This window comes from Arthrobacter sp. Edens01, assembly GCF_001307035.1.
Classification (GTDB): Bacteria; Actinomycetota; Actinomycetes; order Actinomycetales; family Micrococcaceae; genus Arthrobacter_B.
On the sequence record NZ_LKIU01000006.1, the window covers coordinates 818 to 26,802 of the forward strand.

The 25,985-nt window shown below is 65.1% G+C and carries 24 protein-coding genes; 14 read left to right on the top strand and 10 right to left on the bottom strand.

Features of this window, described 5'->3' with window-relative positions; translation table 11 throughout:
• The first annotated feature begins 124 nt into the window (after nucleotides 1–124).
• The 5 genes from AO716_RS14540 to AO716_RS14560 all read left to right on the top strand — a co-directional run bounded on the left by AO716_RS14540 (nucleotide 125) and on the right by AO716_RS14560 (nucleotide 4,738).
• A complete protein-coding gene (locus AO716_RS14540; RefSeq protein WP_055242298.1) occupies nucleotides 125–580 on the top strand; it encodes a MaoC family dehydratase in 456 nt (151 codons plus the stop codon).
• A gap of 103 nt (nucleotides 581–683) precedes the next feature.
• Nucleotides 684–1,700: an ABC transporter substrate-binding protein gene (locus AO716_RS14545; protein WP_055242300.1), complete on the top strand. Its 1,017-nt coding sequence runs from the start codon at nucleotides 684–686 to the stop codon at nucleotides 1,698–1,700.
• A 92-nt stretch (nucleotides 1,701–1,792) separates the two neighbouring features.
• A complete protein-coding gene (locus AO716_RS14550) occupies nucleotides 1,793–3,337 on the top strand; it encodes an acyl-CoA synthetase (RefSeq protein ID WP_055242302.1) in 1,545 nt (514 codons plus the stop codon).
• A gap of 61 nt (nucleotides 3,338–3,398) precedes the next feature.
• Entirely contained in the window at nucleotides 3,399–3,965 is a 567-nt protein-coding gene (locus AO716_RS14555; RefSeq protein ID WP_055242304.1) for an RNA polymerase sigma factor, read from the top strand.
• Nucleotides 3,962–4,738 (top strand): hypothetical protein, encoded by a 777-nt coding sequence (locus AO716_RS14560; RefSeq protein ID WP_055242305.1) that lies wholly within the window; start codon nucleotides 3,962–3,964, stop codon nucleotides 4,736–4,738. The genes AO716_RS14555 and AO716_RS14560 overlap by 4 nt, the downstream gene beginning before the upstream one ends.
• Here AO716_RS14560 and AO716_RS14565 read toward each other — a convergent pair.
• On the bottom strand, nucleotides 4,715–5,299 hold the full coding sequence (locus tag AO716_RS14565; RefSeq protein WP_055242307.1) for a maleylpyruvate isomerase N-terminal domain-containing protein: 585 nt from the start codon (nucleotides 5,297–5,299) through the stop codon (nucleotides 4,715–4,717). The genes AO716_RS14560 and AO716_RS14565 overlap by 24 nt on opposite strands.
• Before the next feature lie 67 nt (nucleotides 5,300–5,366).
• Here AO716_RS14565 and AO716_RS14570 point away from each other — a divergent pair, with 67 nt between their 5' ends.
• The 3 genes from AO716_RS14570 to AO716_RS14580 all read left to right on the top strand — a co-directional run bounded on the left by AO716_RS14570 (nucleotide 5,367) and on the right by AO716_RS14580 (nucleotide 7,790).
• Entirely contained in the window at nucleotides 5,367–5,795 is a 429-nt protein-coding gene (locus AO716_RS14570; protein WP_055242308.1) for a helix-turn-helix domain-containing protein, read from the top strand.
• 14 nt (nucleotides 5,796–5,809) lie between these two features.
• Nucleotides 5,810–6,316 carry a metallophosphoesterase family protein gene (locus tag AO716_RS14575; protein ID WP_055242310.1) on the top strand — a complete coding sequence of 169 codons (507 nt, stop codon included), beginning with the start codon at nucleotides 5,810–5,812 and terminating at the stop codon, nucleotides 6,314–6,316.
• A gap of 106 nt (nucleotides 6,317–6,422) precedes the next feature.
• The gene (locus AO716_RS14580) at nucleotides 6,423–7,790 is read left to right on the top strand and encodes an HNH endonuclease signature motif containing protein (protein ID WP_055242312.1); all 1,368 of its coding nucleotides are present in this window, start codon (nucleotides 6,423–6,425) and stop codon (nucleotides 7,788–7,790) included.
• Between the two features lie 31 nt (nucleotides 7,791–7,821).
• Here AO716_RS14580 and allB read toward each other — a convergent pair whose 3' ends face one another.
• The 5 genes from allB to AO716_RS14605 are packed head-to-tail and all read right to left on the bottom strand — an operon-like array spanning nucleotide 7,822 to nucleotide 13,517.
• A complete protein-coding gene (allB, locus tag AO716_RS14585) occupies nucleotides 7,822–9,165 on the bottom strand; it encodes an allantoinase AllB (RefSeq protein ID WP_055242314.1) in 1,344 nt (447 codons plus the stop codon).
• The gene (locus AO716_RS14590) at nucleotides 9,162–9,998 is read right to left on the bottom strand and encodes a hydroxypyruvate isomerase family protein (RefSeq protein ID WP_055242316.1); all 837 of its coding nucleotides are present in this window, start codon (nucleotides 9,996–9,998) and stop codon (nucleotides 9,162–9,164) included. Before AO716_RS14590 ends, allB begins: the two co-directional genes overlap by 4 nt.
• 14 nt (nucleotides 9,999–10,012) lie before the next feature.
• Complete coding sequence (locus AO716_RS14595; RefSeq protein WP_055242318.1) at nucleotides 10,013–10,825, bottom strand: bifunctional allantoicase/(S)-ureidoglycine aminohydrolase; 813 nt, start codon at nucleotides 10,823–10,825, stop codon at nucleotides 10,013–10,015.
• Nucleotides 10,822–12,114, bottom strand: coding sequence for a DUF6986 family protein (locus AO716_RS14600; RefSeq protein ID WP_414826588.1), 1,293 nt, complete (start codon nucleotides 12,112–12,114; stop codon nucleotides 10,822–10,824). Before AO716_RS14600 ends, AO716_RS14595 begins: the two co-directional genes overlap by 4 nt.
• On the bottom strand, nucleotides 12,111–13,517 hold the full coding sequence (locus tag AO716_RS14605; protein ID WP_055242321.1) for an NADP-dependent malic enzyme: 1,407 nt from the start codon (nucleotides 13,515–13,517) through the stop codon (nucleotides 12,111–12,113). Before AO716_RS14605 ends, AO716_RS14600 begins: the two co-directional genes overlap by 4 nt.
• A 123-nt stretch (nucleotides 13,518–13,640) precedes the next feature.
• Here AO716_RS14605 and AO716_RS14610 point away from each other — a divergent pair, with 123 nt between their 5' ends.
• The gene (locus tag AO716_RS14610; protein ID WP_055242323.1) at nucleotides 13,641–14,402 is read left to right on the top strand and encodes an IclR family transcriptional regulator; all 762 of its coding nucleotides are present in this window, start codon (nucleotides 13,641–13,643) and stop codon (nucleotides 14,400–14,402) included.
• Between the two features lie 73 nt (nucleotides 14,403–14,475).
• Here AO716_RS14610 and aceE read toward each other — a convergent pair whose 3' ends face one another.
• From aceE to AO716_RS14625, 3 genes are all read right to left on the bottom strand, one after another.
• Entirely contained in the window at nucleotides 14,476–17,217 is a 2,742-nt protein-coding gene (gene aceE / locus AO716_RS14615; protein ID WP_055242945.1) for a pyruvate dehydrogenase (acetyl-transferring), homodimeric type, read from the bottom strand.
• A 162-nt stretch (nucleotides 17,218–17,379) separates the two neighbouring features.
• Entirely contained in the window at nucleotides 17,380–18,393 is a 1,014-nt protein-coding gene (locus tag AO716_RS14620) for a PDR/VanB family oxidoreductase (RefSeq protein WP_055242325.1), read from the bottom strand.
• 3 nt (nucleotides 18,394–18,396) lie between these two features.
• Nucleotides 18,397–19,524, bottom strand: coding sequence for an aromatic ring-hydroxylating dioxygenase subunit alpha (locus AO716_RS14625; protein WP_055242327.1), 1,128 nt, complete (start codon nucleotides 19,522–19,524; stop codon nucleotides 18,397–18,399).
• A gap of 135 nt (nucleotides 19,525–19,659) precedes the next feature.
• Here AO716_RS14625 and AO716_RS14630 point away from each other — a divergent pair, with 135 nt between their 5' ends.
• Nucleotides 19,660–20,247: a PadR family transcriptional regulator gene (locus AO716_RS14630; protein ID WP_055242328.1), complete on the top strand. Its 588-nt coding sequence runs from the start codon at nucleotides 19,660–19,662 to the stop codon at nucleotides 20,245–20,247.
• Between the two features lie 24 nt (nucleotides 20,248–20,271).
• Here the strand turns inward: AO716_RS14630 and AO716_RS14635 are convergent, their stop codons facing one another.
• On the bottom strand, nucleotides 20,272–20,913 hold the full coding sequence (locus tag AO716_RS14635) for a TetR/AcrR family transcriptional regulator (RefSeq protein ID WP_055242330.1): 642 nt from the start codon (nucleotides 20,911–20,913) through the stop codon (nucleotides 20,272–20,274).
• A gap of 147 nt (nucleotides 20,914–21,060) precedes the next feature.
• Between AO716_RS14635 and AO716_RS14640 the strand changes: the two genes are divergently transcribed.
• The 4 genes from AO716_RS14640 to AO716_RS14655 are packed head-to-tail and all read left to right on the top strand — an operon-like array spanning nucleotide 21,061 to nucleotide 25,837.
• A complete protein-coding gene (locus AO716_RS14640) occupies nucleotides 21,061–22,725 on the top strand; it encodes a class I adenylate-forming enzyme family protein (RefSeq protein WP_200907652.1) in 1,665 nt (554 codons plus the stop codon).
• Nucleotides 22,726–22,728: 3 nt separating this feature from the next.
• On the top strand, nucleotides 22,729–23,499 hold the full coding sequence (locus AO716_RS14645) for an SDR family oxidoreductase (protein ID WP_055242332.1): 771 nt from the start codon (nucleotides 22,729–22,731) through the stop codon (nucleotides 23,497–23,499).
• Nucleotides 23,499–24,749 carry an acyl-CoA dehydrogenase family protein gene (locus tag AO716_RS14650; protein ID WP_055242334.1) on the top strand — a complete coding sequence of 417 codons (1,251 nt, stop codon included), beginning with the start codon at nucleotides 23,499–23,501 and terminating at the stop codon, nucleotides 24,747–24,749. The genes AO716_RS14645 and AO716_RS14650 overlap by 1 nt, the downstream gene beginning before the upstream one ends.
• Complete coding sequence (locus AO716_RS14655; protein ID WP_055242336.1) at nucleotides 24,746–25,837, top strand: phosphotransferase family protein; 1,092 nt, start codon at nucleotides 24,746–24,748, stop codon at nucleotides 25,835–25,837. Before AO716_RS14650 ends, AO716_RS14655 begins: the two co-directional genes overlap by 4 nt.
• Nucleotides 25,838–25,985: the final 148 nt, after the last annotated feature.

Consider the following 25,985-nt stretch of genomic DNA (forward strand, 5'->3'; position numbering starts at 1 on the left):
TGAGGAGCTCGCCGCAGCTTTCCCGTTCGCCGGGAAGCAGCAGAGCGTGGGAGAGAAGTTCCCGCCCCTGCCCGAAGAACTCCAGCCCCAGACCGCTACCAACTAACCGCAAGGAAAAAACCACATGAGTGCCACTGTTGTCACCTTCGAAGAACTTCCCTCCCTGGTGGGCAAGGACCTCGGCTACACCGATTACATCGAGATCACCCAGGACCAGATCAACACCTTTGCCGACGCAACGGATGACCACCAGTGGATCCACACCGATCCGGAGAAAGCGAAGGACGGCCCGTTCGGTGCACCGATTGCGCACGGTTTCCTGACGCTGTCCCTGATCATTCCGCTCTGGAGCTCGCTCTTCGACGTTGAAGGCGTGAAGACCAAGGTCAACTACGGCCTGGACCGGGTCCGCTTCACCAACCCGGTAAAGGTTGGCTCCAAGGTCCGCCTCCACTCGGTCATCTCCGAAGTCACCGAGGTCAAGGGCGGTGTGCAGATCAAGACATCCAACACGATCGAGATCGACGGCGAGGAACGCCCCGCCGTCGTCGCAGAGTTCCTGGCCCGCTTCTACGCCTAGGACCACCAGACCCCCGGCCCCGTCCGCGGTTCGGGCAGCACCAACGCATCACCAGCACCATCTCCAGCAGTATCCATTTCCCCCCTCAAGGAAGAGGAAAGTCATGAGGCACTTCATTACCCGGCGGGCTGCCAAGGCCCTTGCGCTCGGCGCCGTCGCAACCCTGGCACTGGCGGGCTGCGGCGGAGGCAGCCTGTCCGGCAACGATTCCAGCTCCTCCCCGTCCGCATCCGGTTCGGCCGCTGCGAACGGCGAACTCGAGCAGATCGTCGTCGGCGTCATCGGCATCGCACCTTCGGCAGCCATGCAATACGGCGTGGACGAGGGCATTTTCGAGGAGCACGGGCTCGACGTCGAACTCCAGACCGGACAGGGCGGCGCCGCCATGCTGCCCGCTGTCTCCACCGGAGACATGAACTTCGCCGTCGGCAACCCGCTGACCGTCATGGTGGCCAAGGACAAGGGCCTGGACATGAAGATCGTCACCGGGTACTCCAACTCCTACGCCGAAGGAGAGGACATCAACGGCGTAGTGGCCCGGGCCGACTCCGGGATCACTACGTTCGCCGATCTGGAAGGCAAGACCGCCTCCGTTAATGCGGTGAACACCCAGGGCGACCTGACGATCATGGAGGCAGCCTCCCTGGCCGGCGCCGATCCCACCCAGATCAAGTTCTCCGAAATGCCGTTCCCGGACATGGAAGCGCAGCTGGACCTCGGCAACACGGACGCCATCTGGATCCCCGAACCGTTCCTCAGCAAGGCCCTCTCCAACCCGGACAACGTACTGGTGGGTTACTCCAACCAGGAAGCGGTTCCCGGTATGCCCACCATGGTGACCTTCACCTCCGGGAACTACGCCTCCTCCAGCCCGGAGACCGTGGAGAAGTTCAAGAGCGCCATGGAAGACCTGCTGACCCAGGCCGAAGCCAACATTGACGACGTCAAGGCAGTCCTGCCGGCCTTCATGAACATGCCGGCCGAAGTGGCCGCCAACCTGAAGATGGAGCAGTACGACGCCGAGCTGCGCACCGAGGAGCTCGAGAACATGGGCGAACTCATGGTCAAGTACAACTTCGTCGAGAAGGCTCCGGACCTCGGAGCCATGACAGTCGACTAGAAGCCGTGCCGGAGCCCGCCTGTACCTCCTCAGGCGGGCTCCGGCACTACCCCCCAGCACCATCCGGCACAGTGACGAAGGACGTTTGAGTAATGCAGAACCAGGGTGTTGGTTCATGGATCAACCGGCAGCGCATCAAATCCGGTTCGCGGACCGCATTGGTCTTCGGTGGAGAGGCAATGACGTACGAGCAGCTCGACGCCCGGATCAACAGCCTTGCAGCCGCGCTTCGCGCCAACGGAGTGGAGCACGGCACCCGGGTTGCCTTCCTCGGCGACAACCACCCTTCCTTCCTGGAAACGTTCTTCGCCGCGGCGTCGCTGGGGGCCGTTTTCGTTCCGCTCAACACCCGGCTGGCACCGCCTGAAATCCAGTTCGCCCTGCAGGACTCCGGCAGCGCGGTACTGGTGAGCACCCTGGCGCTGGACGAACTGGCTTCCCGCGGCGCCCGGGACACGGCCGTCCGGCTGCGCCTGCTGGTTGACGACGGAACAAAAACACCTGCGGCCGAGGCCGGTGCCCTTACCGTGCAGCCTTATGAGGACTGCTTTGCCGGCACTGCACCGTTTGCTGATGCGCAGGTCTCGCTCGACGACGGTGCCATTATTCTCTACACCTCCGGCACCACTGGGCAGCCCAAGGGTGCGCTGCTCACGCACGGAAACCTGACGTGGAACTGCTTCAACGTTTTGGTTGACTACGACGTCGCCGAGAACGACATTGCGCTGATGATCTCCCCGCTGTTCCACGTCGCTTCCCTGGACATGGGTGTGCTTCCGAACCTCCTCAAAGGTGCCACCGTCATCCTCGAGACGCGGTTCGAACCCGGCCGCACCCTGGAACTGATCGAAAGATACCGGGCCACCTACATCAGCGGCGTGCCCACCACCTACCAGCTGCTCTGCGAACACCCGGACTGGGCCAAACGCGACATAAGCTCGCTCCGGAAGCTCACCTGCGGCGGTTCTGCCGTGCCGCTGCGTGTCATCGACGCCTACGAAGAGCGCAGCCTGAGTTTCTCCGGCGGCTACGGCATGACCGAGACGGCCCCCGGCGCCACTGCCCTGCCGCCGTCGTACTCCCGGGAAAAAGCCGGTTCCGCCGGCATTCCGCACTTTTTCACCTCTGTCCGTGTCGCCCGGCCTGACGGCACCACGGCTGAGCCCGGTGAAGTGGGTGAGGTCCAGATCAGCGGACCCAACGTCATCAAGTCCTACTGGAACCGCCCTGACGCCACGGAATCCGCCTTCACCGACGGGACCTGGTTCCGTTCGGGCGACATGGGCTATTTCGACGCAGACGGGTTCCTGTTTATCTCCGACCGGCTCAAGGACATGATCATTTCCGGGGGAGAGAACATTTATCCCGCCGAAATCGAGCAGATCATCACCGAAATCGAAGCGGTCAGCGGGGTGGCAGTGATCGGCGTCCCGGATGAAAAGTGGGGCGAGGTGCCCAGGGCCATCATCACGCTGCGAGAAGGGTTCACCCTGGAACCCGATGCGGTCGCTGCCCATTTGGACGGTCGGCTGGCACGATACAAGATTCCCAAAACGGTGGAGATCGTGCCTGATTTCCCCCGGACAGCCAGCGGCAAGATCCGCAAGGCGGACCTGCGCAGGGAGCACGCCGGGTAATTCCTGCTGATTGTCCGGTGCGGTATGAAACACTCAGCCGGGTGGTGGACAGGTACAGTGCATGACCCACTTTTCAGGTGAACCTGACCGGGAGCAGCAGTTCCGGACGCTCTACGCCGCGGTCTATCCGGACCTCCTCCGGTTCGTCCGGCGCCGCGCCGATGCCGACCGCGCCGAAGACATAGTCGCGGACACCTTCCTGGTGGTGTGGCGCCGCGTTGACGAAGTTCCTCCCTCTGCCGGTGACGCACGTGCCTGGATCTTCGGCATCAGCCGCAACATCCTCCTGAACAACGGCCGCGGTGAGCGCAGAAACGGGGCGCTCGGCCTGCGGCTTGCCGAGGCCGCGGACCTTCCGGCCTCCACTGCCGATATCGATCTGGCCACCCGGCGCATCGACGTCGCACGGGCCTGGCGGATGCTCTCGGAAACCCATCAGGAAACGCTGGGTCTGGCCGTCTTCGAAGACCTCTCGGGGCCACAGGCCGCAGCTGTCCTTGGCGTTTCGCCGGTGGCTTACCGGCTAAGGCTCAGCCGTGCCCGCCGGGCGCTCCGGCTGCTGCTCGACCATCTTCCGGCGTCATCCGCTTCGCCGCAGCCCATTCTTGGAAGGACACCGTCATCATGATGCGAGACGATCAGACGGACACACTGCTCCGGTCCCTCGATGCTTCGGCCGCCGGTGCCCCGGTTGACCGGCTGCGCGCGCAGTTGGACCTCGAACGGATCCTTGGGGCGGGGCGTCCTGAGAGACCGGCGCCGCAGCCGCACAGGAAACTGCGCCGGACCATCCTGGTGGGTGCTGCAGCTGCAGTAACTGCAGGCCTCGTAGCCCTTCCTGCTATCGGCGGCGGCGATCCGGCCTTCGCTACCTGGACGCAGGCTCCGGCGGCCCTTGACCCGGAGCAGGCTGAAAGCGCAGCGGAAGACTGCCGGTCTTCGGACCGTAACACCGCCGGGGAATCTGCCGGCGCTGCAGTGGCGATCGCCGAGAGGCGAGGGGAGTGGACCACGGTCATTCTGTCCGGGCAGGACGGATTCTCCGCGATGTGCGTCACCGACGGATCGCTCTTCGGAGGCAGCTTCGGGTACTCCGGCAGCGGTCCCGGCACGGAACCGGAACCCCGCGGCCTGCTTCCGGCCGCCATGGGGATGGGCTCCGCCGGGGCGGGTGAACTCTCAATGGTGGTGGGTGCTGCCGGTGCCGACGTCGCAGGGGTTTCCTACGCCAGCCGGACCCACGGAGAGGTGACCGGCAGTGTTGCCAACGGGCACTTTGTCCTGTGGTTCCCGGGCGATGAGCTGCAGGATTACCCAAGCGGCGGCGTCGAGCTCCTGGTGAAGTACTCCGACGGTTCCAGCGGTCCCGTTATGGCCTCACTGGATTGGGCGAACAACTGACCGGGCGGCAGCGAACGGCACGGATCTGCCCGTCCGGGCCAGCACGCGCTGCTCCAGGGCGGCGGTGCCGGGAATGTCCACGGGACGCTCGAACAGTCCGGGCGCGTAAGCCAGTTCGCCAAAGCCGTCCATGGATGAGTCGATGTCCTGGAGTTCCTTCTCGGTGAGCCCCGCCTCCATGCCCTGGGAAACAGCCAGGTCCCAGCGGTGCACCAGCAGGTCTCCGCCATAAAACCCCGCAAGCGTCTCGCCGATGGTGCTCGGGCCGAAGTAACCGGCAAACCTCCGGTTGGCCACATCGGGGTCAGCGAGCAGTCCTGCGACGAGCGATTCATGCCCAGCCCACTGTCCTGCCGGCTCGCCGCTGGTTTCGATCTGATGCGGGTCAGCGATGAGCTGGTGGGTTTCAAGGAACTCGCGCTCAGTGGAGATGATGTGAGCCACGATGTCCCGTGCCCGCCACTCGGTGCACGGAGTGGCTGCGTCCCAGTCAGTGACTTCCATTACGACTGCGGTGAAGGGGTGCGCTCTTTCGCGCCAGATTCGAAGTGCTTCAGTCACGGTGCGTCTCCTTGGCTTACTCGAGCTGCCTCTCCTTCAGGACCTGGAAGGCGAGGTGCGGGACCTAATGACCGGTGACCCCCACAATCCCGACTCACATTCAGCGGCACAGGGTGCCATTGAGAACCTGTTCGCGTCCCTGGGCGTCCCGGATAAAAATGCCGTGCTCGCCGGCGAAGTTGTGTCCCTGGTGGAGCAGGACCCGCTAATCACCTCCGTCCGGGATCTCTGCACGGTGCTGGGCCTGCAGGAGCGAACGCTTGAACGGTTTTGTGCCCGGTTTCTGGGAGTGAGCCCCCGCTGGGTGATTCGCCAGCGGCGGCTGCAGGAGGCCGGTGTCCGAATCAGGGCGGGCGCGTCCCTTGCCGAATTGTCTGCCCAGCTCGGGTACACCGACCAGCCCCACTTCTCCAGGGACTTCCGTGCGGCGACCGGTTGGACGCCTGGCGAGTTTGCAGGCATGGTGCAGGGAAGGACAGGAACAGAACCTGCGTAAGGAGTGATGGACTGATGGCCACAAAGATTGTCCTGCTCGCGGACACGCACCTTCCCGTGCGGGCGAAGGTCCTCCCGGACGAGGTCTGGGCTGCCGTTGAAACTGCGGACCTGGTGGTGCATGCAGGGGACTGGGTTAGTGAGGATTTGCTGAATGAACTTGAACAGCGGTCAACGAAGCTGCTGGCCTGCTGGGGCAACAATGACGGTCCCGCTCTTCGTGCCCGGCTGCCCGAAGTGGCACGCGCCGTCGTTGAGGAGGTGAGGATCGCCGTCGTTCATGAGACCGGTGCGGCGCAGGGCCGCGAGACACGGATGGCTGAGGCGTATCCCGATGCTGACCTGCTGATTTTCGGGCACAGCCATATTCCATGGGACACCACTGCCCCGGGCGGCCTGCGGCTGCTCAACCCCGGGTCTCCGACGGACCGGCGGCGGCAGCCTTTCTGTACATACATGGTTGCGGTTATTGACGGTGGAACAGTCGACGTCGAGCTGCGGCGGCTGCCTTTGCGCTCGTAGTGGTCCCGGGGCGATCATCCACAGGGGCATTCGGGAGGCTCTGGGTTTTCCACAGCTTGCGTTGTCTTTGATGCGGACCCGCCCGCGGGCATGGCACTTTGCGGGTATGGAACGTGTACTGGATCCGGACGGGATTTCCAGCGGCGCGTGCCTTGAGGGGTTTGCCCCCGCAGGATCCCTCTCCCGGCGTCTGCAAGGGTCCCTGTCTGTTTCCGGGCTGGACGCAATGGATGCAGCGGAGGCCGCCGAGGTCCTGGAGGAGCTGGCCCGGCTCACAGCCTGGGCACAGGCCCAACAGGCCCGCGTACTGCACCGGATGGAGCAGCTCATCAGCCGGGACGTTGAGAAAACCCTGAAGAAACCGGATCCGGCGATGGCCATGTCACTGACTGCAGCCGAGGCTGGCGCGGTGCTGCACTTGCCCCACATGACTGCGATGCGGCTGGTGAGCGAGTCGGAGGCGCTGTGCGGACGGTATTCGGAGACGCTCGCGGGCCTGTCGCGCGGGAGCTTCAGTTACCGGCACGCCCAGGCCATTATCGACCAGGCTGACAGTGTTCCCGAAGACAAACAGCAGGGGTTCCAGAGCGAGCTGCTGCAGCTGGCCGAAGGGCGGACCTGCGCCCAGTTCATGCGGTCCGCCCGGCGGCTCAGGGAACGGCAGTGGCCGGAAACCATGATTGAACGACACCGTGCCGCGCTGGAGAGACGCCGGGTGGGATTCGATCCGCTTCCTGACGGGATGGGACAGCTCACTGCGTTCGTGGCTGCGGAGAAGGGCCAGGCCATTATTTCCAGGCTGACATCGGTTGCCCGCGGACAGCAGGACGGAGGGGACCCCCGAACGCTGGACCAGCTCAGGGCAGACATCTTGGCTTCCCTCCTGCTCGGGTCCGAAGCCGGTAGCAGCCCACAGTCCCGGGACCTGCCACAGACAGCGGCGGAGATTATGGTGCTCATCCCGGCAGATACGCTCTTTGGTGCGGACGACCAGCCGGCTGAGCTAAACGGGTATGGCCCAATCAGCTCCGAAGCGGCGCGGCGGCTGGCACGGCAGGCTCTTCACTGGACCGGGCTGGTCCAGGACCCCGGCACGGGCGAGATCCTGGCCGTGGGCCGGCGTCGGAAGGTTCCGGCTGGACTCAAACGCTGGCTGCAGGCCCGGGACGGCACCTGCCGTTTTCCCGGATGTTCCGTTGGAACACCAAGAACCGAAATTGACCATACGGTTCCCTGGGCAGAAGGCGGAGAGACCGAGCATGGGAATCTGGCTAACCTCTGCCGGAAGCATCACAAATACAAGTCGCTGGGATTCTGGTCCGCGAAGCAGCCCGTTCCGGGCGTCTTGGAATGGCAGTCTTCATTTGGGCTGACCTATCGGGTGAACCCAGTGCTGAATTACTCTCAGCGGACCGAGCCGGATGCGGCTGCCGAGCCGGACCCGGCAGCCGGACCCCGTGCGCGTGCCGGTTAGTTTATCCCCGGTGCGCATTTGGTGCAGCCGATTAGCGGCGGAGCAAACACCCTGACGGAGCCTCCGGGGATTCTGCGACATGGGTGACCTGTGTGCCCCGCAGGAACGTTCGCCGAACTACGCCGGTCAGCATCTTGCCGCTGTAGGGCGTGACGGGGTTCTTGTGATGCAGCCGGGCGGGATCGACCACAAACGACTCATCAGGGGCGAAAACCGCGAGGTCAGCGTCGGCGCCTTCTTCCAGGCGCCCTTTGCGGTCCAGCTGCACCAGCTCGGCCGGCCCGCGGGACATCCACGCCACCACCCTTTCCAACGGGATCCCGCGGCGCCGCGCCTCGGTCCAAACCACGGAGAGTCCCAGCTGGAGTGACGACACCCCGCCCCAGGCCACCCCGAAGTCACCGTGCTGAAGGTCCTTGAGGTCCAGGGTGCTGGGGGAATGATCCGACACAACCAAATCGATTGTCCCGTCCGTGAGTCCCTGCCACAGCTGTTCCCGGTTGGCGGCTTCCCGGATCGGCGGACAGCACTTGAAAGCCGTAGCCCGGTCCGGAACTTCCTCGGCGGTCAGCGTCAGGTAATGCGGGCAGGTCTCGACCGTCAGCCGGATGCCCTCCCGTTTGGCAGCGGCGATGAGCGGCAGCGCTTCGGCGGAGGACAGATGCAGGATGTGCGCCCGCCCGCCGGTCCTCCGGGCGGCATCGATGACCCGGGCAATCGCCTTGTTCTCCGCCGCCCGCGGCCGGGATGCCAGAAACCTGCCGTACTGGGGACCGGAGGGCTGCGCTGCCTCGGCAATCACCTGCGGATCCTCTGCGTGAACGATCAGCAGGGAATCGAAGGCGGCCAGCTCAGTAAGGTCCTTCTCCATTTCCTCCGGTTCCAGATGCGGAAATTCGTCCACCCCCGAATGGACCAGGAAGCATTTGAAGCCAAAGACACCGGCATTGTGCAGGGGACGCAGGCGGGCCGTGTTGCCGGGAACCGCTCCGCCCCAGAACCCCACATCGATGTACACCTGCCCGGAGGCAGCCTCGCGTTTGGCCTCCAGCGCCGCAACGGACACGGTGGGCGGAATCGAATTCAGCGGCATGTCGATCAGGGTGGTTACCCCGCCGGCGGCAGCAGCACGGGTGGCCGATGCAAAGCCCTCCCACTCGGTGCGCCCGGGTTCGTTCACATGGACGTGGGTGTCCACCAGACCCGGCAGCAGCACCTCATCCGTTGCCAGCTCGATTTCCCGCGTTCCGGACAAGCCAGTGCCCAGCGGCTCGACGGCGGCAATGACACCTCCGCGGACGCCAACCTCCCAGGCACCCGTCCCGGCGGTGGCGAAGATCCTGTGCCCGCGGATCACCAGGTCGAAGCTGGTCACCGGGTGCCTGCCGCGCCCGCGCGGTACGGTTCCAGCCAGGCAAACGCTTCCGTGCTGGGACTCCGGTACTCCAGGCTGATGAACCCGCTGTAACCCGCCGAGATAGCCTCCGCCGTCCACTCCACCAGAGGCAGATTGCCGGTTTCGGGCGCACCCCGTCCCGGAGCGTCAGCAAGCTGGATGTGGCCAAACCTCGCCGCGTGGCCCGCGATGAGGGCCGGGATGTCCTCCCCGTTCACGGCCAAATGGTAAAAATCTGCCAAGAGGGCAATGTTCTGCCGTCCGGTGCCGTGAACCCGTTCGAGCACGGTGAAGCAGTCGGCGGCTGACTCAAGGGGATACGACGGCAGTCCGCTGAGCGGCTCAAGCAGCACTGTCCCACCCAGGTGAGCGACGGCGTCGGCGGCTGCCGCCAGATTCTCCACCGCGCAGTCAGCCTGGACGGCTGGCGCAACATCGTCTTCCGGCAGGCCGTACAGCGCATTGAACCCCCGGCACCCTGTTCGCTCCGCAATCCCGGCGATGGTGTCCAGGCTGGAACGGAACGCGGCACTCTTCGAAGGCGAGGAGAGCACCCCGCGTTCCCCGGCGGACATATGCCCGGCATAGAAGTTGAGCCCCGTCAGCCGCACTCCCGCATCGGAAATCGCACGCAGGAAGGCATCGACCTCCTGGTCCCCGGGCACCGGCGACTCGAACGGCCACCAGAACTCGACGGCGTCGAACCCTGCGGCCGCTGCGGCAGCCGGGCGTTCGAGCAGCGGAAGATCCGCCAGCATGATCGAGCAGTTTACGGTCAGGTCCGGGCTGGGGAGGGAGAATACGGAGTGCATGGGCTCTTTCTGGTTCACAGCATGATCTGGCGGTTGACGTCTTTGTACAGCAGGTACCTGAAGTTCGAAGGGCCGCCCGCATAACAGGCCTGCGGGCAGAACGCCCGCAGGGACAGGTAGTCGCCTTCCTGCACTTCCACCCAGTCCTCGTTGAGCCGGTATACGCCCTTTCCCTCCAGAATGTAGAGCCCGTGCTCCATCACGTGGGTCTCGGCAAACGGAATGGACGCACCGGGTTCGAAGGTCACCACGTTGACGTGCATGTCATAAGCCAGGTCATCCACCGGCAGCATGCGGGTGGTCCGCCATCTGTTGTCCGTTCCGGGCACGCCCGCCGGTTCGATTTCGCTTTCATGCCCGACGACGACGGCCGGGGTGTGCCCGGCCAGCGGCTCGTACGCCTTGCGGATCCATTGGAACCGTGCCGGTTCACTGCCATCGTTGGCTGCTTCCCAGAGCCGTTCCGGCGGCAGGTAGGCAAAGCCGCCCGGGTCCAGTTTGTGGCGCTCGCCGTCGATGGTGATTGCCAGTGGACCGCCGTCGAGCACAAAGACAAACGATTCCACCTGCTGCTGCGGCTCGGGAGATCGGGATCCGCCTCCCGGGGCCACCTCCATCAGATACTGCGCGAACGTCGTGGCCCCGCCGGCGACAGGCCGGTTCAGGATCCAGGCCCGGGTGCCCTGCCATTCCGGCAGGACGCTTGTCACGATGTCCCGCAGCACGCCGCGCGGTATGACGGTATAGGCCTCGGTGACCACGGCACGACCAGAGAGGAGCGCTGTCTGGGGTGGAAGGCCGGCTTCGGGCGCGTAATAGCGGCTCACATGTGCTCCGGTTCTCGGGTGCGGGCAAGGCGGTTCAGTTCTTCCGGCGGCACCCCGGCAGCGGAAAGCTCAGCCTCGGTTACGGCTCCGCAGGCTGCGGCCCGTTGGATGAACCGGGCCAGGGCGCGGGCGGTGGCGGGCTCGTCCAGAACGGTGCCTTCCCGTCCGGCTGCGTAGTTCGCCAGCCGGGAGGCTGCGGCGCTGAACCCGCTGCGGTAGAAGGCGTACGTGGCAAGAAACCGGGTAGGCAGCTGGTGGGGGTGCAGGTCCCAGCCCTGATAGAAACCGGCGGCCAGTGAGCGCGCCACCAGCCGGGCGTGCAGTGCCCAGGCGTGGTGCATGTTTTCAGCGTCCCCGAGCGGCAGGATGTTCGTGGAGCCGTCGGACAGCCGGACTCCGGTGCCTGCAGCGGCGGCCTGCATCACGGTCTTCGCATAATCCGCGGCCGGATGCTCCAGCGACTGGTGTTCCGGAGCGATTCCCAGTGCCGCACTGTAGTCATACGTGCCGTAGTGCAGGCCGCTCACCCGGCCGGAAGCGGCGTGCAGGAGCCTCGCGACCGCGGCGGTGCCGTCGGCGCCCAGGATTACCTGCGGTGTTTCCACCTGCACCTCGAACCGAAGCTGCCCGGCAGGCAGCCCATGGACTTCCTCCAGACGGCCGCAGACGTATGTCATGGCTTCAACCTGCGCCGCGGTGCTGACCTTGGGCAGCGTGAGCGTGAGGCCTTCGGGCAGCTCCAGGCCGTGCACCTTGAGTTCTGCCAGCAGCGCGGAGAGGAAGAGATCAAGGGTGCGCAGCCCGCGCTCCCGGGTGCCGGCTTCGAGGGACTTGAACCTGATCCCCATAAAAGCAGGGGCGGATCCCGCCGACGCAGCCGCTGCAACCGCGAACCCGGCCGCGGCAGCATCCGCATCTTCTTCGTCGTCCGGGCGGGTTCCGTAACCGTCTTCGAAATCCAGCCGCAGGTCTTCTACCGGTTCGGTGGAGAGTTTCCGTGCCACAAGACCGGCAAGGACGTCGGGTTCCCCCAGGCCCAGCCGGGAGGCGAGCCGTTCCAGCCCCTCTTGGCCCTGCACCGCAGCCAGCGCCCGCCGGCCCCATTCCAGAGGCAGGCTGGGAGTGAACGTGTTGGCCGGAACGTAGACCGTCTGAACGGGCTGGCGGCTGCCGTCATCCCCGGGATAAGCCCGGGCCAGCAGCTTATCCGTGGGCCGGAGCGACTGCGCAACGTGCTCGTAGTCCGAGCTGCCCAGACCCAGGCGCGGTGCGTGGGCGCGGGAAGTCACGGTGCCGTCCCCGAAGACGACGCCGCCCCGGCAGCAGCTTCGACTGCCGTGGCCACTGCTGGGGCGACTCCCGGATCAAAGACACTGGGCACGATGTACGCGGCGGAGAGCTTTGCCGGGGTGACGCGCTCTGCGATGGCGTGTGCGGCGGCCACCAGCATGGCGTCGGAGAAGTCCGTGACGCCGGAATCGAGCAGGCCGCGGAAGAACCCGGGAAACACCAGGACGTTGTTAATCTGGTTCGGGAAGTCGCTGCGCCCGGTCGCCACGACGGCGGCGTGTCTTGCAGCCGCTGCCGGATCTACCTCAGGGTCCGGGTTGGCCAGGGCAAAAACGACGGCGTCCGGGGCCATGGCGGCAATGTCTGCCTCAGTGAGGATGTTGGGAGCGCTGACGCCGATGAACACGTCGGCTCCCGCAAGTGCCTCCGGCAGGCTCCCGGAGAACTGTTCCGCGTTTGTATGGGCGGCCAGCCAGGCCCGGGTAGGGTCCGGTTGGACATCCGCAGAGCTGACCACCCCTTCGCGGCTGAAGGCGGTAATCCGTTCGGCGCCGTCGGCCAGCAGGAGCCGGATGATTGCAGACCCGGCCGCGCCCACCCCGGAGACCACAATGCGTGTTCCGGGCAGAGGCTTCCCCACAACGCGCAGGGCATTTTTCAGAGCCGCCAGCACCACAACCGCGGTGCCGTGCTGGTCGTCATGGAAGACGGGAATGTCCAGTTCCTCGCGCAGCCGTCGTTCAATTTCGAAGCAGCGCGGGGCCGCGATGTCCTCCAGGTTGATGCCGCCGTAGGACGGAGCGATCGCCTTGACGGTCCGGATGATTTCTTCGCTGTCCTGGGTGTCCAGGCATACCGGCCAGGCATCCACCCCGCCGAACTTCTTGAACAGCGCAGCCTTGCCCTCCATGACGGGAAGCGCTGCAGCGGGTCCGATGTTCCCAAGCCCCAGAACAGCGGACCCGTCGGTGACCACGGCAACTGTATTTCCTTTGATGGTCAGGCGCCTTGCTTGAGCCGCGTCCTCCGCGATGGCGAGGCAGACGCGTGCGACTCCGGGTGTGTAGGCACGGGATAAGTCGTCACGGTTGTCCAGGGCCACGGTGGGCACGACGCCGATTTTGCCGTCCAGGTGCATTGCGAAAGTCCGGTCCGTAACACTCTGTACGCTAACGCCGTCGAGTCCTTCCAGCGCTTCAGCGACCCGGGCCGCGTGGGCTGCGTCAACCGTGTTGCAGGTAAGGTCGATCAGCAGGAACCGCTGCGCGGATTCCACCACGTCAAGTCCGGTGAGGGTCGCCCCGGCGGCGCCGACAGCAGCGGCGAGCTCACTCGCTGCACCAACGTCCGACGGCGACTTCACCCGCAGGGCGATTGAGTTTCCCGGTCCGGGGACAGCCATCGGAATCTCCTCCCTGCGCCTTTGCCTTCCGTATGACGGATAATATTGTTTGCCATACGGAATGACAATGGACTCAGTGCTGAACCGTTCACTTGGGTGAACCGTACCGGAAGGACCTGCCTGATGGCTGAGCGAACCACTGGAACCGGAGTCCAGTCCGTTGAGCGGGTCTTTGAACTGCTGGAACTCATAACGGATGCCGGTGGATCGGCCACACTGAGCGAACTCGCCGCTTCGGCAGACCTGCCGCTCCCTACGATTCACCGTCTGCTCCGGACGCTGGTGGGACTGGGGTACGTACGGCAGCTGCCCAACCGCCGTTATTCACTGGGCCCCCGGCTTATCCGCCTCGGGGAGGCCGCATCAGCCCAGCTTGGCGCCCTGGCCATGCCGGTCCTGAAAAACCTCGTGGATGAACTGGGGGAGACCGCCAACATGGCCGTCCTGGACTCCGACCAGGCGCTCTACATTGCCCAGGCGCCTTCGCGCCATTCGATGCGGACCTTCACGGAAGTGGGGCGGCGGGCCCACACCCACGCCACCGGCGTCGGAAAGGCAATTCTGGCGCAGCTCAGCGACGAGCAGGTTCGCAGGGTCATCTCCCGAACCGGCCTGCCGGCCGCGACGCAGGCCAGCATCACGGATGTCGAGGAACTCCTGGCAGACATTTCCCGGATTCGGCAGCGCGGCTACTCCGTGGACGAACAGGAACAGGAACTTGGGGTGCGCTGCTTCGCGGTGGGAGTTCCGGGCGCACCCACACCTACAGCGATCTCCGTGTCGGGGCCAACCTCGCGGGTGGATGATGCCTTCGGACGCCGGGCCGTGCCCTTGCTCCAGGCTGCAGCCAGGGAAATCGCCGAGGACCTCACGCGGCATCGCTGAGACTCCGGAAACATACGCGGAAGGGCCGGAAACCGCGAACGGTTTCCGGCCCTTCCGGGACAGACGGTACTGCTTAGGCGTCGCCGCCTGCGTTGCCGCTGGTGCCTGCGTTGACGTTGAGCAGGTCGTACTTCTCCATCGCCAGGCGCGGAGCATCAGCATCCACTTCACCCCTGCCGGCAAGCAGCTGCAGGGTCTTCACGACCATGGAGTGGCTGTCGATCTTGAAGTAGCGACGGGCTGCTGCACGCGTGTCAGCGAAACCGAAGTCGTCCGCGCCCAGGGACGCGAAGTCGTTCGGCAGGAACTGGCGGATCTGGTCCGGAACTGCCTTCATGTAGTCCGTTGAGGCAACGATCGGTCCTTCAGCACCGGCAAGCTGCTGGGTCACGAAGGGTACGCGCGGTTCGGAGCCGGGGTTGAGGAAAGCTTCTTCCTCAGCGGCCAGGCCGTCACGGCGCAGTTCGTTCCAGGAGGTCACGGACCAGACATCAGCCGAGACACCCCAGTCGTTGGCGAGCAGCTGCTGTGCTTCCAGCGCCCACGGAACTGCCACACCGGAAGCGAGGAGCTGGGCCTTGGGACCCTTGGCGTCGGATGCGGAGACCTTGTAGATGCCCTTGATGACACCTTCAACGTCCAGGTCCTCCGGAGCCTTGGGCTGCAGGATCGGCTCGTTGTAAACCATGATGTTGTAGATCAGGTTCCGGTCTTCGGAATCCTCTCCGTACATCTCTTCGAGGCCGCGGCGCATGATGTGCCCGATCTCGTAGCCGTAGGCCGGATCGTAGGTCTTCACCGCAGGGTTGGTGGAGGCCAGGATCGGGGAGTGGCCGTCGGCGTGCTGCAGGCCTTCACCGGTGAGGGTGGTGCGGCCGGCGGTGGCGGAGATCAGGAAACCGCGTGCCATCTGGTCAGCTGCTGCCCAGATGTAGTCAGCGGTGCGCTGGAATCCGAACATCGAGTAGAACACGTAGACCGGGATCAGCGGTTCGCCGTGGGTGGCGTAGGCGGAACCGGCAGCGGTGAACGCTGCGATGGAACCGGCTTCGTTGATGCCCACGTGGACAATCTGGCCCTGCGGGGATTCCTTGTAGGCCAGGACGAGGTCCCGGTCCACGGAGAGGTAGTTCTGCCCCTTGGGGTTGTAGATCTTCGCCGTCGGGAAGAACGAGTCCATGCCGAAGGTACGGGCCTCGTCGGGAATGATCGGCACAATGCGCTTGCCGAATTCCTTGTCCCGCATGAGGTCCTTGAGCAGGCGGACAAAGGCCATGGTGGTGGCCGCCAGCTGCTTGCCCGAACCGCGGTTGGCTACCTCGTAGGCAGATGCCTCCGGCAGCTTCACCGGTGCGTGCTTCTCACGGCGTTCGGGCACGTTGCCGCCCAGTTCCCGGCGCCGTTCCAGCAGGTACTTGATCTCCGGAGAGTCAGCTCCCGGGTGGTAGTACGGCGGCTGGTACGGATCGGCTTCCAGCTGCTCGTCCGTGATGGGGATGCGCAGGTGGTCGCGGAAGGCCTTCAGGTCCTCCAGCGTCAGCTTCTTCATCTGGTGCGTGGCGTTGCGCGCTTCGAAGTGCGTGCCCAGGCCGTAGCCCTTGACCGTGTGCGCCAGGATGACGGTCGGCTTGCCCTTGAACTCGGTGGCAGCCTTGTACGCGGCGTAAACCTTGCGGTAGTCGTGCCCGCCGCGCTTGAGGTTCCAGATCTCCTGGTCGCTCAGGTCAGCAACCATGTCCTTGGTCTGCGGGGTCTTGCCGAAGAAGTGCTCACGGACGAATCCGCCGGACTCGGCCTTGTAGGTCTGGTAGTCGCCGTCGAGCGTGGAGTTCATGATGTCCACGAGCGAGCCGTCGTTGTCCTTTTCAAGCAGCGAGTCCCACTCGCGGCCCCAGACAACCTTGATGACGTTCCAGCCGGCACCGCGGAAGAAGGCTTCGAGTTCCTGCATGATCTTGCCGTTGCCGCGGACGGGTCCGTCCAGGCGCTGCAGGTTGCAGTTGACCACGAAGGTCAGGTTGTCCAGCTTGTCGTTGGCGGCAAGCTGGAGCAGGCCGCGCGATTCCGGCTCGTCCATTTCGCCGTCGCCAAGGAACGCCCAGACATGCTGGTCGGAGGTGTCCTTGAGTCCGCGGTTGTGCAGGTAGCGGTTGGACTGCGCCTGGTAGATCGCATTCATGGGGCCAATGCCCATGGACACGGTGGGGAATTCCCAGAAGTCAGGCATGTTCCGCGGGTGCGGGTAGGAGGACAGCGCATGTCCCTCGCGGGACTTCTCCTGGCGGAATCCGTCCAGGTCCTCTTCGCTGAGGCGGCCTTCAAGGAAGGCGCGTGCGTAGACACCGGGGGAGGCGTGGCCCTGGAAGAAGACCTGGTCGCCGCCGCCGGGGTGGTCCTTGCCCCGGAAGAAGTGGTTCATGCCCACTTCATACAGGGTGGCAGCACCGGCATACGTGGAGATGTGGCCGCCGACGCCGATGCCCGGGCGCTGGGCGCGGTGCACCATGATTGCGGCATTCCAGCGCAGCCACGCACGGTAGCGGCGCTCGGTTTCCTCATCGCCGGGGAACTCAGGTTCCTGGTCCACGGGGATGGTGTTGACGTAGTCGGTGGTCGTCACCATGGGGACGCCAACGGAGCGGGAACCAGCCCGCTGAAGCAGGGAGCGCATGATGAACTGTGCGCGCTCGGTTCCTTGCGAGCGAATCAGCTCGTCAAGGGATTCAATCCATTCCGCGGTTTCTTCCGGGTCACGGTCCGGCAGCTGGCTGGTCAGCCCGCTGAGGATGTCCGTTCTGTCTTCACTGACGCTCATATGCAGCCTCTCGGTTGAGGGCGGGGTCCCCTCAAAGTAATTCGGTGACTCACCGACCATTCCGTTATGCGGAATGCTCATCTCAATCTATACGAATGCGCGGCGCTATGCCTGTTCGGGCATGTTCGCACCGCGCCTCCGTAAGACGTATCACAGAACTGTTTACGAGACCTCAATAGTGACGACGGCGGGGTCCCGCCCCGGGCCGGCGGAGCCGCCCGGACCTGCGGGTAGCTTTACGGCCCGCGACACGCAGCAGCTCATCTTCTCGCGGGCGCGCTGCTGCCGTTCGCTGTAGAAGACGTCACGGTGGTCCACGGCGCCGTCGAGGTCCAGGATTCGGACCTCGCACAGGCCGCACTCGCCCTTGCGGCAGTCGAACATCATGTCCGCGCCGGCGTCTTCGAGTGCTTCCAGCATGGACTTGCCCGGCCCGACCCGGGTTTCAAGACCCAATCGGGGGACCCGCACAATGAACTCTTCCGGGTGGTACCAGCCCGAGTTGCCGAAGGTCTCGTAGCGCAGGCTGGACGGATCGAGGCCAAGGCCCTGCCAGGTGCGCCGCACGGCGTCCATGAGCCGGATCGGTCCGCACATGTACAGCTCCGTGCCGTCATCAATACCGCCAAGCAGATCCGGAACGGAGAGCGCGGTTCCCTCGGCGTCCACGTGGATTTCCAGCGCCGTGCCGTGTTCTGCCTGCAGTTCGGCCAGGTAGGCCATGGCGCTGCGGCTGCGTCCGGCGTAAACCAGCCGGTAATCTGCCTTCACATTCTTGAGCACGCGCGCCATGTTCAGGATTGCGGTGATGCCCACCCCGCCGGCCAGCAGGACGTAGCGCGGGGCGCCAACCCGGAGCGGAAAGTTCTGCAGCGGCTGGGTGATCTCCAGCTCATCGCCGGGGACCAGGGTGTGCATGTAGGCAGACCCGCCCCGGGACGTCGCTGTGCGGAAGACGCTGATGGCCAGCCGCGCACCGCCGTCGGGTGCTTCCACAATCGAGTACGAGCGCCGGTGACGCTCTCCATTGATGGACACCATCAGGTCCACGTGTGTGCCAGGCGCTGCCGGAACCGGCTGCGAGGGTTCAAGGACGATGCGCCGGATGCCTTCGGCAGCGTCGCTGGTTTCGCGGACGACGGCGCGCTGCCACACTTCGACGTTGGTTGCTGCCATGTCCTAGCCCAGGGCCGCAGGGGCACGGGTGCCGTCGGGGAGCCGGCCTTCGGCGGCCAGGCGCCGTTCGATCAGGCGGCGGACCCACATGCCGCCGGCATCGATGTTCAGGTTGTAGAACTCGTAGTCGGGGTTAGCGTCGATGGCGGCCTGCTGTGCGGCGAGCATCTCCTCATCCTCGCCGAACACTCCGTGCACGCCGTTGCGCAGCTGGGTGGTGATGAGCTGGCTGTCCAGCCGGTAGTTGCGCATAAACGCCCAGAAGTAATGGCAGGTCTTAGCGGTCTCCGGGGTGATGGTGTTCATGACGAATCCGTTCACGCCCTGGCTGCGGTCTCCCTCCGGCGCCCCGGTTCCTGCCTTCGCGACGCCTACGTCAATATTGATGGTCGACGGCGCCCGGTAGGTGATGATCTGCCAGCGGTCCACCTTTCCTTCGAACCCGGGGAACTTGTCCCGCATGTTCTTGAGCCAGAAGGGCGGCGGATCGATGTTCAGCATCCAGCGGGTCACGGTGACGGTGTCGTCGTCGTGCGTGACAACGAACTCGGATTCGCTCAGCTCGTCCTGGCCGATGGAGGAGGAATGGACGAACTCCTCATGGGTGAGGTCCATCAGGTTGTCCAGCACCAGCTGGTAGTTGCAGGGAGCGAAGATGGTCTCGCCGTCGCCCGCCCATTCCGGAGAGGACACCTGGTGCATGTCCGGAACGGTGTCCGGGTCCGCGAGGGTGGGATCGCCCAGCCACACCCAGACGTAGCGGTAGCGCTCGACGACGGGGAATGAAGGCACCGTGGCGCTCGGGTTGATGGTTTCCTGCGCGGGCATGGAAATGCATCGGCCGGCGGAGTTGTAGACAATGCCGTGGTAGGGGCACTGGATCCCGTCCCGGCCCATGGTCTTGCCCATCGAGAGCGGTGCGAGCCGGTGCCAGCAGGCATCTGCGAGGGCTACTGCCTTGCCGTCTTCGGTCCGGTACAGGGCCAGGGGCCGGTCCGCGATCCGCCGGGACATCGGTTTGCGGGTCACCTCGTGGTCCCAGGCCGCCACGTACCAGGCGTTAAGCGGATACCCCAGAACCTTGCTGGTGGTGGAGCTTTGTGTTGCGGGGTGCGTCGAGACGGCAGTCATTGCAGTTCCTTCCAGGAGCATCAGCTTTGATGCGGCGGCTTCAACTAACTATCACCATAGATAGTTAGTGACATATGCCACAGTATCTATGCCTATAGTGGTTAGGCAAGGAATTTCTTCCAGGGAAAGGCCGCCGTGAGCCTTCGTTACGCGCTGCTGGCGCTGCTGAGCGTGGAACCCATGACCGGGTATGGCCTGTACAAGCAGTTCGAGTCCTCAGTGGGATATGTCTGGCACGCTCCGGATTCACAGATCTATCCGGAACTGCGCCGCATGGAGCGGGACGGACTGCTGGTTGGCGAGGAAATTCAGTGGGGCGTGAAGGGGCGGAAGCGGCAGTATCACATCACCGCAGACGGCAGGGAGGCATTCCGCAGCTGGGCCAATACGCAGCTCGACTATCCCAGGGAACGGGATCCGATCCATTTGAAGGCTGCGTACCTTGAGTGGGCAGAACCTGACTCGGCGCGGAGCCAGCTGCAGGCCCATCTGGAGCACTACGGTGCCCGCCTGGTGCAGTGGCAGCAGAAAATCCAGGAGATCGACGCCGGAACCTCGGACATGCTCAACCGCCGCCTGGCGACGGTCCCGGATGAGGACCATTCCCGGGTTGCCGCGTTCAAGCGTTTTACCTATGAGGGGCTGACCGCCCGCGCCGAGCAGGAAATCGCCTGGGCCAGGCGCGGCCTGGCCCTGCTGGACGAGCTGTACCCGGCTCAATAAGCAGGCACAGCCGCCGGCGGTGCCCTAGGCGGGCTGTGCTCCAGCAGCCATGCGGGCAATGATCCGGTAGCGTTCGGCCAGTTCCTCAGGGGTGAGTTCGCCGTCCAGGCGGAACCACTGTGCCACGCCGGTGCACATGGTGACGACGGCGGTACTTGCTTCGCGCGGATGGGGTGCAGTGAAGATTCCAGCAGCAGAACCCTTGGCCAGAATGTCATCCATCAACCGCTGCTGCCGGTCTCGGGCCGCGATATGTTCGGCCCGCGCCCCGGCTTCCAGGCTGCGGATCTCGCTGAAGGCGATGAAAGCCTGGCCGCGGCGCCGGGCGTGGAAGAGCACCAGGCATTCAACCAGCAGGTCGAACTGCCGTGACAGGTCGGCGCCAGCCTCCGCAAGGGCCTGCTCGCTGCGGATCCACAAGTCGTTCATGGCATGGGAAGCGATCGCTACCAGCAGGGCGTGCTTCGACGGGTAATAGTGGTAAAGCCCGGGGACGGACAGGCCTGCGCGCGCGGCAAGCTGGCGGATGGTGGTGCCGTGGTAGCCGTGCTCCATGAAGCACTCCAGTGCGCTCGCCAGGATCGGCGGCAGATCGTCTGCCGCGTAGTTCCTCCAGTCCGGGCTCAGCTCATCCGTGGAAGAGGGCTGGTGTGCAGCTTTGGTCATCGTGTCCCTGCTCGGCTGGTGGACAGGCTCATGTCAAAAACAATAGGTGTCCGAAGGGGTTGACACCCCTTGTGACGTTCTTCACACTACTTCTACCGAGCGATCGCTCGCAAGGTCGATCCCCGACTACGAGGAAGTAGGCAAGCTGTGGAGGACACATCAGTCACTCCGGTTTGGGCCGGAGCCTATCCGCCGGGACTGCCCACACTCATGGACGTCAAGGCTGCTTCGCTGGTCGACGCCTGGAACGAACGGGTACGCAGGAACCCGGAGGGCAGGGCGCTCGCCTACTTCGACGGAAGCATCAGTGCCGCGGAACTCGACCAGCTCTCGGATGCCTTTGCCGCGGCCCTGGAAGCCCGCGGCATCACCTACGGCGACCGCATTGGCATTCAGCTGCAGAACATCCCGCAGTACGTGATTGCGTTCCTGGCTCTGTGGAAACTGGGGGCCATCGCCGTCCTTATGAATCCGATGTACAAGGAGCGCGAACTCCGCCACCTGATTGAAGATTCCGGTGCCCGGGGAATTCTCGCCGATGATTCCCTCTACCCGGCAACAGCGGCGGCCGCTGCAGGCACCGCCGTCGAATGGATCCTGACCACGTCCGGGCTGGAGTACCAGCGCCGCAATGATCCGCGGATCTTCCACTCCGCAGTACCGGCGCCGTCCTCCCCGGACGGGGACATGGCCGCATGGATCGCGGAGTTTGCCGGCCGCAAGCCCGCCGACCGCACCCTGGCACACAGCGACGTCGCCCTCCTCGCCTACACATCCGGCACCACCGGCGCCCCCAAAGGTGCCATGAATACCCACGGAAACATCCTCAACGTCGCGGCCACGTGCTCAGCATGGATGGGGCTGCAGCCGGGGGACTCCGTGCTCGCCGTCGCGCCGCTGTTCCACATCACCGGCGCCGTGATCGACGCCGCCACGCCGCTGCTCGCGGACACCACGCTGGTGATGGTGAACCGCACCGATCCGGCGGTGGTGGTTGATGCCTTTGCCGAGCACCAGATCACCTGCACCACCGGGTCCATCACGGTTTTCAACGCCATTTACCAGGTCCCGGACGCCGCGGCCGCACACTTCGCCTCGGCCAGGACCCTGTACTCGGGCGGGGCACCGATCCCGCCGTCGACCGTGCACGCGTTCAAGGAGCGCTTCGGCGCGTACATCCACAACATCTTCGGAATGACGGAGACAACGTCGGCAGTCATCGGCGTTCCGCCGGGCGTGCAGGCACCGGTGGATCCGGCAAGCGGCAGCCTGTCCATCGGACTGCCGCTGCCCAACGTCACCGCGCGCATCATCGACGCAGCCGGAAACGCGCTGCCGTTCGGTGAACAGGGAGAACTCGAGCTCTCCGGGCCGCAGATCGTCCCGGGCTACTGGAACAATCCCGACGCAACTGCCCGCACCATGCCCGGCGGACGGCTGCGCACCGGTGACGTCGCCACGATGGACGAATCCGGCTGGGTGTACATCGTGGACCGCATGAAGGACCAGATCAATGTCTCCGGGTACAAGGTCTGGCCCCGTGAGGTGGAGGACGTGCTCTACGAACATCCGGCCGTCTATGAAGCCGCCGTCGTGGGGATGCCGGATGCGTACCGCGGCGAAAGCGTCGTCGCCTACGTCTCGCTGAAATCCGGGCACACGGCTACCGAAGAGGAACTGATTGCGTTCACGAAGGAACGCCTGGCCGCCTACAAATACCCGCGGTCCGTCTACGTGATCGATGACCTGCCCAAGACGCAGACCGGCAAGATCCGCCGCCGGGAACTGCGGAAGACCCCAAAGGAAGGATGATCCGTGGCAACTGACCGTGGGCTCCAAGGAAAAACTGCCATTGTGACCGGCGCCAGCCGGGGGATCGGACTCGCCATTGCCCGGGACCTTGTGTCCCACGGCGTGCGGGTCTGCCTCACCGCCCGGAAGGCTGACGCCCTGAAGGAGGCCGCGGACAGCTTTCCGGACGGAACCGTCATTGCCGTAGCCGGCGCCTCTGACGACCCGGATCACCGCAGCGACGTCCTGGACACCGTCGCCCGGGAGTTCGGCGGGCTGGACGTCCTGGTCAATAACGCCGGGATCAACCCGGTCTTCGGCCCGCTGGTGGAAATGGACCTGGACGCCGCCCGGAAGATTTTCGAAGTCAACGTCCTGGGCACCCTCGCCTGGGTGCAGGACACCGTGGCCCATCCCGGCCTCGGGTTCCGCGAACGCGGCGGATCGGTAGTCAACCTGTCCTCGGTCTCGGGAGACACCCCGTCACCGGGCATCGGGCTCTACGGCATCAGCAAAGCTGCCGTGTCCCACCTGACCCGGTCCCTCGCCGTCGAACTCGGGCCGGAGATCCGCGTCAACGCGGTTTCCCCGGCCGTGGTCAAGACGCGGTTCTCCCGCGCACTCTTTGAAGGCAAGGAAGAGGCCGTCACCGGTGCCTATCCGCTGGGGCGGCTGGGCACTCCGGAGGACGTCGCAGCAGCGGTGACCTATCTGGTGTCCGACGATTCCTCCTGGGTCACCGGGCAGGTCCTAACGCTCGACGGCGGCCTGCTGGCCGCAGGAGGTACCGCCTGATGAGCGCCCCCGCACACACCGCCGTCAGCCGGGAAGCCGTGGAAGACCTCCGGCTGCGCACCCGGGCGTTTATCCGGGACGTCGTTATCCCCGCCGAACCGGTTCCGGGACAGGCCCTCAGCGACGCCGAACGGGCACGCCTGCAGCAGGCTGCCAAGGATGCCGGAGTCTTCGCACCGCACGTTCCCGTGGAGTACGGCGGCCAGGGGCTGCCGCTGCAGGACTGGCCGGAGATCTTTGAGGAAGCCGGGTACTCTCCGATCGGACCCACCGCCCTGAACTGCATGGCACCGGACGAGGGCAACATGCACATGCTCGAACTCATTGGCACACCGGAGCAGAAGCAGCAGTACCTGGTGCCGCTGGCTGCCGGGGATGTACGGTCCTGTTTCGGGATGACCGAGCCGCACCCGGGCGCCGGCTCGGATCCGGACGCGCTGCAGACCACCGCCCGGAAGGGCGACGGCACCTGGCTCATCAACGGCCACAAACGCTTCACCTCCGGTGCGATTGGTGCCGGCTTCTGCATCGTCATGGCCCGGACCGAGTCCGACGGCGATACCCCCGCAGGTGCCACCATGTTCCTGGTGGACATGGACAACCCCGGCGTGCGCGTCGGGGAGCTGATCCACACCATCGACCGGGCCATCGGCGGCGGCCACCCGCACGTGTACTTCGAGGACTGCGCTGTCCCGGACTCCGCAGTGCTGGGCGAAGTGGGGCTGGGCTTCAAATATGCACAGGTCCGGCTTGGGCCTGCCCGGCTCACACACTGCATGCGCTGGCTTGGGCTGGCCCGCCGCTCGCTGGATATTGCGCTGGACCGCACCGGAAGCCGGGAAATCTTTGGTTCCCGGCTCAGCGAACTCGGCCTCGCCCAGGAACTCATTGCGCAGAGCGTGATCGACATTGAAACCTCGGCCGCCATCATCACCCGCACTGCAGAAATGCTGGCAGCGGACCCGAAGGCAGGCTCCGCGATGTCTTCAGTTGCCAAGGTGCACTGCTCCGAGGCTGTGTACCGGGTGATCGACCGCTGCGTGCAGCTGTGCGGCGGTGACGGCGTTTCTGACGGGCTGCCGCTGGCCCAGTACCTTAACGAAGTCCGGCCGTTCCGGATCTACGACGGTTCGAACGAGACCCATAAATGGGCCATCGCACGGCGGGCTTCGGCCCGGCGCCGCAAGGAAGTGGAAGCCGGCGCGCCCTACCAGGGCAACGCCGTCGTACGCGGGGAGCAGGAGCAGTGAGCGGGCTTCAGACCCGTGCCGACGGAACCGAAGTAGTGTCTACCGCTTCCGAGGCTGCCTCATTAGAGAGACCGCCGCTGCTGGTGCTCGACGTCGTCACCGGCTTCCTGGACGAGCACGGACTTGGCAGCGGTGAACTCGCCTGGGAACGCATCGGTGACGGGCAGTCCAACATCACCTACCGGATCACCCGCGGCGGGGAGTCCTTTGTACTGCGCCGCGGCCCGCGTCCGCCGCTTCCCCGGTCCACGCATGACATGGTCCGGGAAGCCCGGGTCCAGCAGCTGCTGGGTGATGAGGGGATTCCGGTGCCGCAGATCCTTGCTGTCTGCAGCGACGAGACCCTGCTGGGCGTGCCGTTCTATCTCATGTCCTACCTGGACGGGCACGTCATTACCGGATCCGCCCCGGAACACCTGGATACCCCGGAGCAGCGCGGAGACATCAGCCGCGCCGTCGTCGAAGCGCTGGCCCGGCTGCACGGCGTGGACGTGACCGGACCGGAGCTTTCCGGACTGGGCCGGGCAGAGGGCTACCTCGAGCGGCAGGTGAAGCGCTTTGCCGGGCTGTGGGAAGCGAACACCCTGCGTGAGGTGCCGCTGGTGGCGCAGGTCGCCCGGGACCTGGGCACGAATATCCCGGTGTCGCAGCGCGCGTCGGTGGTGCACGGGGACTACCGGCTGGGGAACCTGATGTTCGGAACGCAGCAGCCTGCCACCGTCACGGGGATCCTGGACTGGGAGATGGCGACCCTGGGGGATCCGCTGGCGGACCTGGGCTACCTCGTCGCGACCTACGCCGAACCGGGTGCTGAGCAGACCGTGATGGACCTGACGTCGGTGACCCGGCAGCCCGGGTACTGGAGCCGGGACCAGCTGGTCTCCGGCTATGCGGACCGAACCGGACTCGATGTCACTGAGCTGCCCTGGTACCAGGCGCTGGCGTTGTGGAAGTCGGCCATTTTCTGCGAAGCGATCTATACGCGTTACCTCAAGGGCGAACGCCCCGGCGATACCTTCGGACCCACCCTCGAAGAAGGCGTCCCCCTGCTGCTTGAATCAGCCGCCGAAACCCTGCGGAGAAGCTAGCCCCCGTCCCACCCTCCCCTCGAAAGGCCAGTTACGGCTCTTACGAGACCGGTGAAGTCATATGGTCGTTGCAACGCTCTGATTGATGGAGTGTTTGATGGTCAAGGTATTTCCCGCCCGCGTGCGGGCTGATTTCGTGGATTTGGTG